This is a genomic window from Kribbella amoyensis, from assembly GCF_007828865.1.
GTDB lineage: Bacteria > Actinomycetota > Actinomycetes > Propionibacteriales > Kribbellaceae > Kribbella > Kribbella amoyensis.
Map to the genome: position 1 here is coordinate 1,909,329 of NZ_VIVK01000001.1, position 13,950 is coordinate 1,923,278.

A 13,950-nucleotide genomic window follows, 5' to 3' on the forward strand; every position below is an offset into this window, starting at 1 on the left:
GGGAAATCCGGTGGTCCTGCCCCTCGTCGGTCGTGGCTCAGCGGTCACCGTGCCAGGAGTGCCAGAGCGCCGCGTACGCGCCTTGGGCATCGACCAGTTCGTCGTGCCCGCCGAGCTCGACGATCCGGCCGTCCTCGACCACCGCGATCACGTCCGCGTCGTGCGCGGTGTGCAGCCGGTGCGCGATCGCGACCACGGTCCGGCCCTCCAGGACCCCGGCCAGCGAGCGCTCCAGGTGCCGAGCCGCGCGCGGGTCCATCAACGACGTGGCCTCGTCCAGGACCAGCGTGTGCGGATCGGCGAGGACCAGCCGGGCCAGCGCGACCTGCTGGGCCTGGGCCGGGGTCAGCGAGACGCCGCCGGACCCGACCTCGGTGTCCAGGCCGTGTTCGAACCCGGCCACCCAGGCGTGCGCGTCGACCGCGCGCAGGGCCGTCCACAGCTCGGCGTCCGCCGCCTCCGGCCGAGCCAGCCGCAGGTTGTCCCGGACCGACCCGACGAACACGTGGTGCTCCTGGTTGACCAGGGCCACGTGGCTGCGGACCTGCTCGGCCGACATCCTCGCCAGCGTCGCGCCGCCCAGGGTGATATCGCCCAGCCGCGGTGAGTAGATCCCCGCGAGCAACCGGCCCAGGGTCGACTTGCCCGCACCGGACGGACCGACCAGGGCGACCCGGGCGCCCGGCTCCACGGTGAGCGTGACGCCGTGCAGCACGTCGCGGCCCTCCAGGTACCCGAAGCGCACGTCGTCGGCGAGCACGGTCCGTCCTTCCGGCTCGGACTCGTCCCCGGCGTTCGACGCCTCCACCTCGCGGACCCCGACCAGCCGGGCCAGCGAAACCTGGGCCACCTGCAGCTCGTCGTACCAGCGGATCATCATGTTCACCGGCTCGACCAGCATCTGGATGTACAGCGCGCCCGTGGTCAGCGCGCCGACCGTGATCCAGTCGTTGATCGCGAGGCCGCCGCCGATCACCAGGACCGCGGCCAGCGCGACCGTGTGGGTCATGTTGATCACCGGGAACAGCACCATCCGCAGGTACAGCGTGTACCGCTCCCAGGCGACCCACTGACCGATCCGGGTGTCGCCCAGCTTGATCCGGCGGCCGCCGAGCCGGTGCGACTCCACGGTCCGGCCGGCGTCCACGGTCTCGGCCAGCGCCGACGCGACCGCGGCGTACCCGGCCGCCTCGGACCGGTAAGCCGAGGGGGCGCGGCGGAAGTACCAGCGGCCGCCGAGGATCAGGATCGGGGCCGCGATCACCACGGCCACGGCCAGCTCCGGCGCGGTGACGATCAACGCGCCGATCAGCAGCGACGCCCAGATGACCGCGATCGTCAGCTGCGGCACCGCGTCCCGCATGGCGTGCGACAGCCGGTCCACGTCGGTGGTGATCCGGGACAGCAGGTCACCGGTCCCGGCCCGCTCCAGCACGCCCGGCGGCAGCGCGACCGAGCGGACGAGGAAGTCCTCGCGCAGGTCGGCGAGCATCTCCTCGCCGAGCACCGCGCCGCGCAGCCGGGTGAGCCGGACGAAGATGGTCTGCACGGCGAGCGCGAGGGCGAAGCCGAGCACCACGTACGGGAGGTCGACGTCCTTGTCGCCGACGGACAGCTTCTCCACCACGTTGCCGAGCAGCCAGGGCCCGACCATGCCGCTCAGCGCCGCGACCGCGTTGACCAGCGTCAGCCAGCCGAACGCCCGGCGGTGCCGGCGGAACAGGGACTTCAGGTACGCCCGCACCGTCGGCGTACCGGCCACGGGCAGCCGGGCGACTTCGCGCGGGGCGGCCGGGTCGTACTCGGGGCGCTTCATGCCGACTCCTCCTCGAGGGTTGGCTCGTCTTCACGGGTGACCACCGCGCGGTACCGCGGGTTGTCGTGCACCAGGTCGTGGTGAGTGCCGACGGCATCGACCTGGCCGTCGGGCACGAACACGACCCGCTCGGCCCGGTCCAGCATCAGCGGGCTGGACGTGAACACCACCGTCGTCCGGCCGGCCCGCAACGCCCGCAGGCTGTCCGCGATCCGCGCCTCGGTGTGCGCGTCCACCGCACTCGTCGGCTCGTCCAGCACCAGCACGGTCGGGTCCACGTACAGCGACCGGGCCAGGGCGATCCGCTGCCGCTGTCCACCGGACAGGGAGCGGCCCCGCTCGGTCAGGACCGCCCGCATCGGGTCGGTCTCACCGGACGGCAGCGTCTGCCGCAGGACGTCGAGGATGTCGGCACACTGCGCCGCGTCCAGGGCGGCCTCGGGCGTCACCGCCCCGCTCGCCGGTACGTCGAACAGGTCGCTGACCGTGCCGGAGAGCAGTACCGGGTCCTTGTCCTGCACGAGCACCGCGGTCCGCGCGGACTCGAGCGGGAGCCGGTCGAGCTCGACCCCGTCGACCAGGACCGAGGCGTCGTCCGGATTCGCCTCCGGGCTGTGACCGCCGATCCGGTCGGCCAGCCGGCCACCCGCGTCGGGATCGCCGCAGACCACGGCCGTGAAGCTGCCCGCGGGCACCATCAGCCCGGAGACCGGGTCGACCACGTCGCCCGACGGGAGCTCCGCCTCACTCGCCGCGAACTCCTCGTCGGTCCGGCGCAGCGACAGCACCCGGGCCGCCCGGCGCGCGGAGACCTTGGAGAAGATGAACGCGCTCGCCGTCTCCTCGAAGGTGTGCAGCGGGACGAGCATGAAGGTGATGAAGCCGTACGTGGTGACCAGCTCGCCGACGCTGATCTTGCCGTCCAGCACCAGCCGGACGCCGAACCACACCACGACGACCAGGAACAGGCCGAACATCAGCACCTGCAACGCGGCGATCAGCGACCACATCCGGGCACTGCGGACCGCGCTGGCCCGGTACTCCTGGGAGGCCGCGCGGTAGCGGTCCAGGAACAGCTGCTCGCCACCGATGCCGCGGAGCACCCGCAGACCGGCGACGGTGTCGGCGGCCAGCTCGGTGGCCCGGCCGCCCTTCGCCCGCTGGACGTCGGCCCGGCGCTCGGCCGGACCCATCAGGGGCACGATCGAGAAGGCCAGCACCGGGACCGCGACCAGCACGACCAGGCCGAGCTGCGGTTCGTAGAAGAGCAGCCCGACGACGACGGCGAAACAGGTCAGCAGGGCCGCGGTGAAGCGGCCGAGCACCTCGACGAACCAGCCGATCTTCTCGACGTCGCCGCTGCTCACGGCGACCACCTCGCCGGCCGCGATCCGCCGGGTCAGCAACGAGCCGAGCTCGGAGGCCTTCCGGAACAGCAGTTGCTGCAGGCGCGACGCGGTACTGATCCAGTTGGTCACCACCGCGCGGTGGAAGAACGCGTCCGAGCCGGCCTTGGCCGCACCGAACGCGAGCAGCAGGACGCCGGCCAGCAGCAGCCGCGGCCAGGACTTGTCGATGACGGCCTGGACCGCCAGTCCGACCGCGACCGGGGCGGCCGCGATCCCGCTGAAGAACAGCAGGCCCCAGCCCACCGCGGCGAGCTGGCCGCGGAGCTGCTGGTGTTCGAGCCAGAGAATGAGACGAAGGCCGGACCGGGTGTCTGGCACACCGGGATCGGCGAACGGAATGAGGCGCAGCGACATGACGTCCCAAAGGAGGAATAGAGGGGTTCGGGACACCTGACCAGGTGAACGTATCCAGGTTAGAAGGGTCCGTCAGGGGCCCGTCAAACCGATTTCACCAGCCGGGCGCATCAGGCCCTGGGCCGGCGCCGCACCGGCTCGGAAACGTTCCCGGGAACGGCCCGCCAGGACGGGAGTACAGTCGCGACGGGCGAGCGGAGGAGGCACATGCGGGAGCTGACCAGGCGACGGCGACTGCTCGTGCTCGGCATCTGCTGCCTGAGCCTGTTCATCGTCGGCCTCGACTCCACGATCGTGAACCTGGCGCTCCCCTCGATCCGGTCCGACCTGGACGCCTCGGTGCCCAAGCTGCAGTGGACCATCGACGCCTACACCTTGGTGATCGCGGCGTTGCTGATGGTGTCCGGCTCGACCGCGGACCGGATCGGCCGGCGGCGGACGTTCCAGGCCGGGCTGATGCTGTTCGGCTTCGGCTCGCTGCTGTGCGGGTTCGCGCCGACGGTGGACCTGCTGATCGCGTTCCGGATGCTGCAGGCCGTCGGCGGCTCGATGCTGAACCCGGTCGCGATGTCGATCATCACCAACACCTTCACCGACCCGCGCGAACGGGCCCAGGCGATCGGCGTCTGGGGCGGTGTCGTCGGGCTGAGCATGGCGGTCGGCCCGGTCGTCGGCGGCACCCTGGTCGACGCGGCCGGCTGGCGGTACATCTTCTGGATCAACGTACCGGTGACGCTGATCGCGTTCGCGCTGACAGCGCTGTTCGTCCCGGAGTCCCGGGCCGCCGAACCACGCCGGATCGACCCGGTCGGGCAGCTGCTGGTCGTGGTCCTGCTGGTCGGGCTCACCTATGGGATCATCGAGGGCCGGGCCGCCGGCTGGACGTCGCCGCTGATCGTCGGCTGCTTCACCCTCGCCGCGCTGGCCCTGGTCGCGCTCGTCCTGTACGAACGGCGCCGCGAGCAACCGCTGCTGGATCCACGGTTCTTCCGCAGCGCGCCGTTCTCGGGCGCGACGCTGATCGCGGTCGCCGGGTTCGCCGCGTTGGCGGGCTTCCTCTTCCTGAACTCGCTCTACCTGCAGGAGGTCCGCGGGTACTCCGCCCTGCACGCGGGCCTGCTGACCCTGCCGATGGCCGCGATGACGGTGGTGTTCGCGCCGTTGTCCGGATGGCTCGTCGGGCACCGCGGTCCGCGGCTGCCGTTGGTGGTTGCCGGGTGCATGCTCTGCGCGAGCGGGCTGGTCCTGTCCGGGCTGAGTACCAGTACGTCGCTCCCGGTGCTGCTCGGTGGGTATCTGCTCTTCGGGATCGGGTTCGGCATGGTCAACGCGCCGATCACCAACGCGGCCGTCTCCGGGATGCCGCGGTCCCAGGCCGGCGTGGCCGCCGCGATCGCGTCGACCAGCCGTCAGGTGGGTGCGTCCCTCGGCGTCGCGATCGTCGGGACCGTGGTCACCGCGCGGCTGGTGGGTCCGCTCGAGACGGGGTTCGTCGAGGCCGCCCGGCCGTGCTGGATCATCATCGCCGGCTGCGGCCTGCTGGTCCTGGCCCTCGGCCTGCTCACGACCGGCCGCTGGGCCCGCGGTACGGCGGACGCGGTCGCCGCCGAGCTCGGCCGCCCCGCCGCGCAGGCCGCCTAGGGCTCGACCAAGCCGGCCCGGGCCAGTGCCTTGAGCCGGCCACGCAGGATCTTCTGCCGGCGTTCCTCCTCGGGGAAGAGGTCCACGTACTCGGTCCGGCGGGCGGCGAGCAGGTCGTCGTCGAGCCGGCGGACCGTCCCGGCCGGGAAGCGGTGCGTCATCGCCGCCTGGACCGCGGCGCTGTCGATCCCGCGCAGCAGATCGGTCAGCTGCTCCTCGGTGGTCACGCCGAGCCGGGCCAGGATGTCGAGGATCCAGGCGTAGTGGTTCGTCTTGGCGTGCGGAGCGTCCGGGTACCGCCGGGTCAGGTACGTGATCAGCGTCGCCGGGGTCAGGTCCCGCGGGGGCTCGTCGATCCCGGTCGCGGCCAGCTCGCGGTACAGCCGGTCGATCTCGGTGAACTCGTTGTCCGCCAGCTCCATCAGCGCCGCCGCGAGCAGGAACCGCCGGTCGAACTCGGGTTTGCGGTCCGCCGGGATGTCCAGCTTGTACCGGATGTCGTGCTCGAACTCGGCCCACGCGTGCTGGACCGCGGTCCGGACCTGGATCTCCATCGTCAGGTTCCGCAGCACGGCGTACTCGGGGAGCTCGCGGCGATGGGCGTTCAGCCGGACCAGGTAGTGCTTGCTCGCGTACCCGAACACGCCCTGGGCCCGGGTGTGCGCGCCCATGTCGGTGTGCTCGACGACCTCGAACTCGGCCTCGATCACCTCGCAGACCCGGTCCACCGCCTCGACCAGGAAGGTGATCACCCGGGCCGCGACGAGATCGGTGATCTGGTTCAGCGGGTCGCCGTACTTCGGTTGGCCCGGTTGCTCCGAGTCCAGCTTGGACGCCTTGGCGAGGAACGACTCCGGGTCCTTGGCCCGCGCGGTCGCGCTGAGGTAGTTGATGCCCTCTTCCTCGCCGATCAGCTCGTTGATCAGCGCTTCCAGCTTCCGGGCGCCACCGACGTACTGCTGGTGCACACGCTCGTACTCCATCGCGGCCGGCCGCGCCCATTCCCGAGCCCCACCCATGCGCCGACCATAGTGCCCCGGGCGGACCACCCCCTGACTAGACGCGTCTAGCTCTTTCTAGGACTGAAGCTAGAAAGCTGTAGACACCTCTCGACGGGCTGTTGACGCGGCAGCGACACGGATCGGGTTCGCTAGCGAAATCTAAGGAAAACACTAGACGCGCTCATACAGTGACAGCATGGATCCGATCCGGAATCCCTATGCGCCCGGCGCCGGTCAGCGGCCGCCCGAGCTGGCCGGTCGCGACACCGAGGTACGGCAGTTCGAGGTGGTGCTCGAGCGGGTCGCGGCGGGCCGGCCGGAGCGGAGCCTGGTCCTCAGCGGGCTCCGCGGCGTCGGCAAGACGGTGCTGCTGAACACGTTGCGCAGCCAGGCCATCAAGCGGGCCTGGGGCACCGGCAAGCTGGAGGCCCGGCCGGACCAGAGCATCCGGCTGCCGATCGCGCAGGCGATGCACACCGCGATGCGTGAGCTCGGTCACCGGCACCGCGACGACGACCGGGTCGACGAGTTCAGCTCGGTGCTCAAGGCGTTCGCGCTGCGGACCGCGCAGAACGACCGCAAGGGTGTGCGCTGGCATCCGCCGGTCGACGTGGTCGCCGCGAAGGGCCGCGCGGACTCCGGTGACCTGGAGATGGACCTGATCGAACTGTTCACCGACGCGGCCGACCTGGCCGGCGACCTGTCCGTCGGGGTCGGCCTGTTCATCGACGAGATGCAGGACATCTCCGCCGACGACCTGTCCGCGCTCTGCGCCGCGTGTCACGAGATCTCCCAGCAGAGCGCGCCGCTGGTCGTGGTCGGCGCCGGGCTGCCGCACCTGCCCGCCGTCCTGTCCGCGAGCAAGTCGTACTCCGAGCGCCTGTTCCGCTACGTCCGGGTCGACCGACTCGCTCGCGAGGCCTGCGACCGGGCAGTGATGATCCCGGCCGAGAGCGAGGGCGTGTACTACGAGGACGAGGCGCTGGACGAGCTGTACGCCCAGACCGACGGGTACCCGTACTTCGTCCAGGCGTTCGCGCACGCCACCTGGGACCACGCCCCGACCAGCCCGATCACGATCAAGGACGTCGCCGTGGCCGGGCCGGAGGCGTCCGCCGAGCTCACCGTCGGCTTCTTCGGCTCCCGGTACGAACGGGCCACCCCGGCCGAGCGCGAGTACATGCGCGCGATGGCCGAACTGGGCGTCGACGTCGGCGACGGCGCGGTCCCGACCGCCGAGGTCGCCGGCACCCTGAACCGCAAGCCGCAGTCCCTCTCCCCGGCCCGCGACGGCCTGATCAAGAAGGGCCTCGTCTTCTCCGCCGAACGCGGCACCGTGGCCTTCACCGTCCCGCACTTCGGCAAGTTCCTCCGCACCCGCACCGGCTGACCATCGGATCGATGGCTGCGGTGGCATGAAGTTGCACTTTCGTGATCTTGGCGGGAGTCGCTAGGGTGAATCGTCATGACCACCGGGCGGAATGGGCGGCGCAGCAGCGCGTCTGCGCGTCGTCGTGCCCGGGGCCGGCACAGCCGGAAGAAGTCGTACAAGGCGCAGTGGTTCTCGGTGACCGCGCTGGCCGTGCTCGGCACGGTGATGGTGGTGCACCCGGACGCGACCGGCCGGCAGAGTCTCGCGGCGCAGTTCGGCGGCGAGGTGATGAGTGACCGGGCCGGCGCGCCGCTGCCGACGCCGTCGGCGACCCCGGTGCCGACACCGACCGCGAAGTTCACCCAGCCGTTGCGCCCGGCGCCGACGCTGACCCGGCAGCCGAAGCAGGCGAAGCCGAACGTGACCGTCTCGACCGGCCGGCTGGCCGTCGTCCCGGGGGCGAACGCGGCCACCGGGGTGAAGGACAAGCTGACCTACCGGGTCGAGATCGAGGAAGGGCTGTCGTTCAACGGCGCGGCGGTGGCGGCCACGATCCACAAGACGCTGACCGATCCGCGCGGCTGGCAGGCGATCCACCCGGTCAACTTCGAGCGCACCGACCGCCCGGACGCCGACCTGCGGGTGATCGTCGCCACCCCGACCCTGACCGACAAGCTGTGCCTGCCGCTCGACACCGGCGGTGAGGTGTCCTGCCGGGTCGACGACCGCGTCGTGCTGAACGCCAAGCGCTGGATGTACGCCGTCCCCGCCTACGCCGGCAACGTCGACCTGTACCGCAGCTACCTGGTGAACCACGAGGTCGGACACGCCCTCGGTCACGGCCACTCGACCTGCGGCAAGGCGAAGACGCCGGCCCCGGTGATGATGCAGCAGACGAAGGGGCTCGGCGGCTGCCTCCCGAACGCGTGGCCCACGATCAAGGCGACCTGACCCGGTCGGCGCGTGAGAACCTGGCAGGAGAGCGAGCCGAGGGAGCCCTGATGTCGTCACCCCAGTTCCCCACCTACGGTCGTGGCGACGACCCGGACGAGTCGCCGCACGAGGAGCACTACGCCGCGCCCGCGCCGTACGGCCAGGGCACGTACAGTCACGGCGCCGAGCACCCCGGCTACGCAGAACCCCAGCAGCAACAACCGCAGCAACCACAGCCACCGCAGTACGCACCGCCGCCCCAGTACGCGCAGCCGCAGCAGCCGCCGAGTCCGTACGCGCAACCGCCCGCCTATCGGCCCGGCGCCCCGTACGGCGCGCCCGCGCAACCGCAGCCGCACGAGCTCCCGACGTACGGGCGTCCGCAGACGGCGGCTTCCCGTGATCCCCGAGCGGCCCGGGTTGTCCTGATCGCGGCGATCATCGCCGGGGTGTACGGACTGCTCGCGCTCAGCGTCCAGCGGGTCGCGCTCCGCGAGATCGCCCAGGCTCCCGGATCGCCGTTGAACCATCCGCTCCGCACCGACGTGATCGACACGGCCGGACAGCTCCTGCTCCTCGTCGTCGGGGGCGCCGCGCTCGGGCTGTGGCTGCGCGACCTGCTCGCCCGGCGGAAGGCCGCCCGGGCGATCGATCCGGTCGAGCTGGTCGGGCTCGGGCTGATCGGCGTCGCGCTGATCCCGCTGGTGATCTGGGCCGTGATGGTGCTGAGCACCGGCCTGGGCGCGGTCGACGACGCGGTCGACCGGCTGCCGACCGCGTACGGTTGGGGTGGCGTCGGGCTGCTCCTGCTCGCCGGCGGGTTCGCCCTCGGGTACCGCGAGCTCCGTCCCGAGGTCGCCAACCCGGTGGTACAGGCGGCCCCCGACCGGCCGCCCTGGGAATGACCGCGCCGGTCGTCCTGGTCCCGGGCCTCGGTCTCGGGCCGGAGTCGTACGCGCCGACGCTGCGCCACCTCGAGGTCGGGTACCAGGTGATCACGCTGCCCGGGTACGGCGAGAAGGCCGGGTCCGCCGACGACCTGCACACCGAGACCCTCGCGGCCAGACTCGCCGATCAGCTGGACCGGCCGGCGGTCCTGGTCGGTCACTCGGCCGCCTGCCAGATCGTCGTCGAGGCCACCTTGCGCCGGCCGGGCGCGGTCAAGGCCCTCGTCCTGATCTCGCCGAGCGGCGACCTCACCGCTTCGAGCTGGCGCACCCTGGCCGGTCGCTGGGCCCGGTCGGCGCTGTGGGACCCGCCTCGGCTGATCCCGACCCTGGCCAAGCAGTACCACCGGACCGGCTTCGGTTCGATGGCGCGCGCGATGGAGGTCGCCCGGCAGTACGACCTGGCCGCGGCCGCCGCGAAGCTCACCGTGCCGACCGTCGTCGTCCGCTCGGCCCACGACCGGTTGGCGCCGGCCCTGTGGACCCAGCAGGTCGCCGACCGTACCGGCGGGGAGGCCTGGACGCTGCCGACCGGCTCCCACCTGCCGGTCCTCACCAACGGTCGAGAGCTCGCCGCGTTCATCCAGCGAGCAGCCGGTGTATACAAAACGCCGTAGGGGCTATCGTTGACGCGGTAACAACACATTTCCGCGGGAGCTCACACCGATCTGTGGGCTGAGAGGGCGACGAGCTGGGTCGCCGACCGCCTGAACCTGACCGGGTAATGCCGGCGTAGGGAGCAGGTCACGATGACCACGACTGCTGTTCGCGCATCCGCCGAGACCGAGGCGCCGCTCACTCTCACCACCGACGCGCCCCGCACCCTCGGCTTCTTCGACCAGTTCACCCTCTGGGGGAACCTGGGCATCTCGTTGTTCGGCCCGGTCACCGGCGCCCTGGTCGCGGCGTACACGGGCTCGCTGGTGAAGGGTCTGCTCGCGGTCGTGGTCGGCTGCGGGATCGGCGCCCTGGTCCTCGGCGGCGCGGCCGTCTTCGGGTCGCACACCGGGGCGCCGGCGATGGCCTGTCTGCGCGGGTTGTTCGGCCGCCGCGGTTCGATGGCGCCGACCGTGCTGAACATCGCGCAGAACATCGGCTGGGCGACGATGGAGATCATCGTCATCTCGCAGGCCGCGGTGGCCGTGACCGGCGAACGCTGGCGCTGGCTGTTCGTCGTCCTGGCCGGCCTGATCGCCACGGCGATGGCGGTCCGGCCGCTCGGCAGTGTGAAGCTGTTGCGCAAGTTCATGGTCTGGCTGGTGCTGCTCGCGTCGGTCTACCTGTTCGTCCAGGTGCTCAGCAAGCCGGTGCACGCGCTCCCGCAGGACAGCGTGTTCGGCTTCTGGCCGGCCGTCGACCTGGCCGCGGCCGGTGTCGTCTCGTTCGCCCCGCTGGCCGCCGACTACACCCGGCACTCGCGCACGAACAAGGCCGCGTTCGCCGGGTCCTCGCTCGGGTACGGCCTGGCCGCGATCGTGTACTACGGCCTCGGCGTCATCGCCGTCGCGACGCTGCAGACCAACAGCACCGACGTCATCACGGCCCTGGTGACGCTCCCGGCCGGCGCGATCGCGTTGTTCGTGCTGCTCGTCGACGAGGTGGACGAGGCGTACGCGAACGTCTACTCGACGACGATGGCCGCGCACAACCTGGTCGGCCACCTGGACCGGCGGTGGCTCTCGGTCGCGATCGGCGTCATCGCCACGACGCTCGCGCTGTTCGTTGACCTGGGCAACTACACGCAGTTCCTGTACCTGATCGGCTCGGTCTTCATCCCGTTGTTCGCGGTGGCGATCGCGGACTTCTTCGTCGTCAACCGGATGCGCTGGAACGTCACCGACACGGCCCGCTTCCGCTGGCAGCCGGCCGCCGCCTGGCTGGTCGGCTTCGTCGCGTACCAACTGGTCAACCCCGGCACGGTCTCCGGCTGGTCCACCTTCTGGCTGGACCTGCAGCAGCGCCTCTTCAACGGCCACCCGGTCCCGGGCTGGCTGGGTGCGACGTACACCTCGATCGTCGTCTCGATGGTCGCGGCCGTCCTCTTCGGCCGGATCGGCCGTCGCGCCTGAGCGAACACCCGGTCCGTCGGACAGCGTGACCGAGCCGTTGCCGCCCGCACCTGACAAGACCCGTCGGCTCCGAAATACTGGCGCAATGCTGAACTCCGCACTGCGCAGCCGGGCCGAGTACGAGGAACTCGGGGTGGACGGGCTGGCCGGTCGCACCACGCCCGAGCGGGACGCCGCCACCGTCAAGGCCGTCGAGGAAGTGCTCGACGGCCGCGAGTCCGTGCTCGACCTGTGCTGCGGCTACGGCCGGATCGCGCTGCCGCTGCGCCGGCTCGGCAAGACCGTCCGCGCGCTCGACATCTCGCCGAACCTGGTCGAGGCCGGCAAGCAGAAGGCGGACGAGGAGGAGTTGGCGATCGACTGGGCGATCGGGTCGATGACCGACCTGCCGTACCGGTCGGACTCGTTCGACGCGGTGGTCTGCCTGTGGACCGCGTTCCACGAGCTGTTCGCCGAGGACGAGCAGCTGTCGACGATCTGGGAGATCTCCCGGGTCCTGAAGCCCGGCGGCCTGGCGGTCATCGAGGGCCCGATCTGGGGCCCGGCGACCGCGTCCGAGATCGCCAACGGCTTCCGGCAGGGACCCGAGCACCGGATCGTCACCACCGAGCACTTCGGTACCAGCAGCATCCACTTCATCCACGACGAGACCAGCTACGGCCGGCTCTGCGCGGCCGCCGGAATCAAGGACTACAAGGTGACCAAGCGGGAGTGGGACGGCCGCCGCCGGTTGATCCTGGAGATTCACCAGCCGGCCGAATGAATTCCTGACCCGTCAGATTTCCCGGTCCGGGACCGATGTCCCAGGATCCCTTGTGCACAAGGACGAACAAAGAGCAGATCCCCACTCCACATTGGGGATCTGCTCCTTTGTCCGGCCAGTCTAAATGCTTTTCCGGAATCGCGGAAAACTCAGCTTTTCGATTCCAGATTCAACAGGAAGCGTTTCGCTTCCAGGCCTCCCGCGTAGCCGGTCAGCGCACCGTTCGCGCCCACCACCCGATGGCACGGCAGGACGACGCAGACCGGGTTCGCGCCCAGTGCTGTACCGACCGCGCGGGCTGCCTTCGGCCGCTCGATCTCCCCCGCCAGCCGCCCGTACGTCGTGGTGCCGCCGTAGCTGGTGTGGCTCCGCAGGTCGGTCAGCACGAGCTGCTGGAACGGTGTCGCCAGGACCAGGTCGACCGTGACGTCGAACGTGTGCCGCCGCCCGGCCAGGTACTCGTCCAGCTGGCGACGGAGGTCGTCGAGCTGACCCGGTTGGCGCAGGACGCGCGGTGAGACCGCCCGCGCCAGCCGGTTCGTCATGGTCTCCTCGTCGGCGAAGGAGCTGGCCACGACCTTGCCGGCCGCGGTCGCCAGCAGCATCGTGCCGATCGGGGTGTCGTGCAGGGCGTAGGAGACGTCGGCCGCGGGCAGCACCGGCGGCTTCAGGTCGGGTCCGCCGAGCCGTCCGCCGGCCGGGGCGGGATCGCCGCCGGTCAGGCCGAGCCGGGCCAGCCGGTGCTCGAGATCAGTCATCGTCTACTCCGAGTCGGGTACGCAGGGCGGTCAGCGCGTCGCTGACCAGTCGGCGGGAGGCGGCCGGAGTGGTTTCCAGAGCCGCGGCCACCCCGTGGTGGTCCAGGTCGCCGACGTACTTCAAGGTGACGGCCACCCGCTGCCGTTCGGGCAACGCGTTCACCGCCTTCCACAGATCCGGGTCGGGCCAGTCGGCCGCGTCCGGACCGTCGACCTGTACCGGTGGCGCTTCGTCCAGGGGACTCTGGGGGCGGCGTGACCGGTGCAGGTCGGTGGCGCAGCGTGCGGTGATGGTCAGCAGCCAGCTGCGCAGGTTCCGCGCCGACGTCAGCTTGGGGTACGCGGCGAACGCCTTCTCCCAGGCGCGCTGGGCCACGTCGTCGCCGTCGACCGGCCCCGCCAGGGCGCGGGCCAACCGGGCCACGTCGCGCCAGTGCGTGTCCACGAGCACCTGGAACGGTGGCAGTCCGACCACCTTCTCGACCATCACGCCAGTAGAACGCACCGGCCGTGCAAGGTGTGAGGGCAACCCGCTGCCGTGTCGTCCCACGGTGTGGTCAGTTCCGGACAACCGTCCCGTATCCCGAGATTGTCTACTGATCGAGTCGACTTTGATGAGAGAGTCGTTGACATGACGACGACCGGGCCGCGCGGGACAGAGGGTGGAGTGGCGACGCGCCACGCGCACGACCACCTGCTGCCGGTGCTGACCTCCCGGTTGCTCACCCGCCGCCGGGTCATCGATCAGATGCTCACGGCCAGCGCCACCTGTCGCTGATCACCCGTACCCCGCGGCCTGCCGAGGCCGCCGGACCGGGTCCCCGCCCACCGCCGGGCGCGGACCACGCCGTACGCCGATGAGGGGCCGCTGACGGCCCGCTGAATCC

13 protein-coding genes and 1 riboswitch are annotated in these 13,950 nt (G+C 71.0%); of the genes, 8 read left to right on the forward strand and 5 right to left on the reverse strand.

All coding sequences use genetic code 11. The features are described 5' to 3' along the window. Window positions 1-37: 37 nt before the first annotated feature. Together FB561_RS09140 and FB561_RS09145 are read right to left on the reverse strand one after the other, a co-directional pair. Entirely contained in the window at window positions 38-1,816 is a 1,779-nt protein-coding gene (locus tag FB561_RS09140) for an ABC transporter ATP-binding protein (RefSeq protein ID WP_145804987.1), read from the reverse strand. Next, entirely contained in the window at window positions 1,813-3,579 is a 1,767-nt protein-coding gene (locus FB561_RS09145; RefSeq protein ID WP_145804989.1) for an ABC transporter transmembrane domain-containing protein, read from the reverse strand. The genes FB561_RS09140 and FB561_RS09145 overlap by 4 nt, the downstream gene beginning before the upstream one ends. A 207-nt stretch (window positions 3,580-3,786) precedes the next feature. Here FB561_RS09145 and FB561_RS09150 point away from each other — a divergent pair, with 207 nt between their 5' ends. Then, window positions 3,787-5,220 (forward strand): MFS transporter, encoded by a 1,434-nt coding sequence (locus FB561_RS09150; protein WP_145804991.1) that lies wholly within the window; start codon window positions 3,787-3,789, stop codon window positions 5,218-5,220. Here FB561_RS09150 and FB561_RS09155 read toward each other — a convergent pair. Continuing rightward, entirely contained in the window at window positions 5,217-6,239 is a 1,023-nt protein-coding gene (locus FB561_RS09155; protein WP_145804993.1) for a GTP pyrophosphokinase, read from the reverse strand. The genes FB561_RS09150 and FB561_RS09155 overlap by 4 nt on opposite strands. A 178-nt stretch (window positions 6,240-6,417) precedes the next feature. Between FB561_RS09155 and FB561_RS09160 the strand changes: the two genes are divergently transcribed. The 6 genes from FB561_RS09160 to FB561_RS09185 all read left to right on the forward strand — a co-directional run bounded on the left by FB561_RS09160 (window position 6,418) and on the right by FB561_RS09185 (window position 12,305). Beyond that, window positions 6,418-7,611, forward strand: a complete 1,194-nt coding sequence (locus FB561_RS09160) for an ATP-binding protein (RefSeq protein ID WP_145804995.1) — start codon at window positions 6,418-6,420, stop codon at window positions 7,609-7,611. Between the two features lie 75 nt (window positions 7,612-7,686). Further along, on the forward strand, window positions 7,687-8,544 hold the full coding sequence (locus FB561_RS09165; protein WP_145804997.1) for a DUF3152 domain-containing protein: 858 nt from the start codon (window positions 7,687-7,689) through the stop codon (window positions 8,542-8,544). 50 nt (window positions 8,545-8,594) lie between these two features. Beyond that, complete coding sequence (locus tag FB561_RS37785) at window positions 8,595-9,431, forward strand: hypothetical protein (protein ID WP_170284534.1); 837 nt, start codon at window positions 8,595-8,597, stop codon at window positions 9,429-9,431. Then, window positions 9,428-10,090, forward strand: coding sequence for an alpha/beta fold hydrolase (locus FB561_RS09175; protein WP_145805000.1), 663 nt, complete (start codon window positions 9,428-9,430; stop codon window positions 10,088-10,090). The genes FB561_RS37785 and FB561_RS09175 overlap by 4 nt, the downstream gene beginning before the upstream one ends. Before the next feature lie 23 nt (window positions 10,091-10,113). Beyond that, window positions 10,114-10,229: riboswitch (TPP riboswitch) on the forward strand. Further along, the gene (locus FB561_RS09180) at window positions 10,223-11,542 is read left to right on the forward strand and encodes a purine-cytosine permease family protein (protein WP_145805002.1); all 1,320 of its coding nucleotides are present in this window, start codon (window positions 10,223-10,225) and stop codon (window positions 11,540-11,542) included. It overlaps the preceding riboswitch by 7 nt. Before the next feature lie 85 nt (window positions 11,543-11,627). Further along, on the forward strand, window positions 11,628-12,305 hold the full coding sequence (locus FB561_RS09185) for a class I SAM-dependent methyltransferase (protein WP_145805005.1): 678 nt from the start codon (window positions 11,628-11,630) through the stop codon (window positions 12,303-12,305). Window positions 12,306-12,454: 149 nt separating this feature from the next. Here FB561_RS09185 and FB561_RS09190 read toward each other — a convergent pair whose 3' ends face one another. Beyond that, the gene (locus tag FB561_RS09190) at window positions 12,455-13,063 is read right to left on the reverse strand and encodes a methylated-DNA--[protein]-cysteine S-methyltransferase (protein ID WP_145805007.1); all 609 of its coding nucleotides are present in this window, start codon (window positions 13,061-13,063) and stop codon (window positions 12,455-12,457) included. Beyond that, window positions 13,056-13,550 (reverse strand): RNA polymerase sigma factor, encoded by a 495-nt coding sequence (locus FB561_RS09195; RefSeq protein WP_145805009.1) that lies wholly within the window; start codon window positions 13,548-13,550, stop codon window positions 13,056-13,058. Before FB561_RS09195 ends, FB561_RS09190 begins: the two co-directional genes overlap by 8 nt. Before the next feature lie 144 nt (window positions 13,551-13,694). On the opposite strand from FB561_RS09195, the gene FB561_RS37790 reads away from it, so the two are divergent. Continuing rightward, window positions 13,695-13,841: a hypothetical protein gene (locus tag FB561_RS37790; protein WP_170284609.1), complete on the forward strand. Its 147-nt coding sequence runs from the start codon at window positions 13,695-13,697 to the stop codon at window positions 13,839-13,841. Window positions 13,842-13,950: the final 109 nt, after the last annotated feature.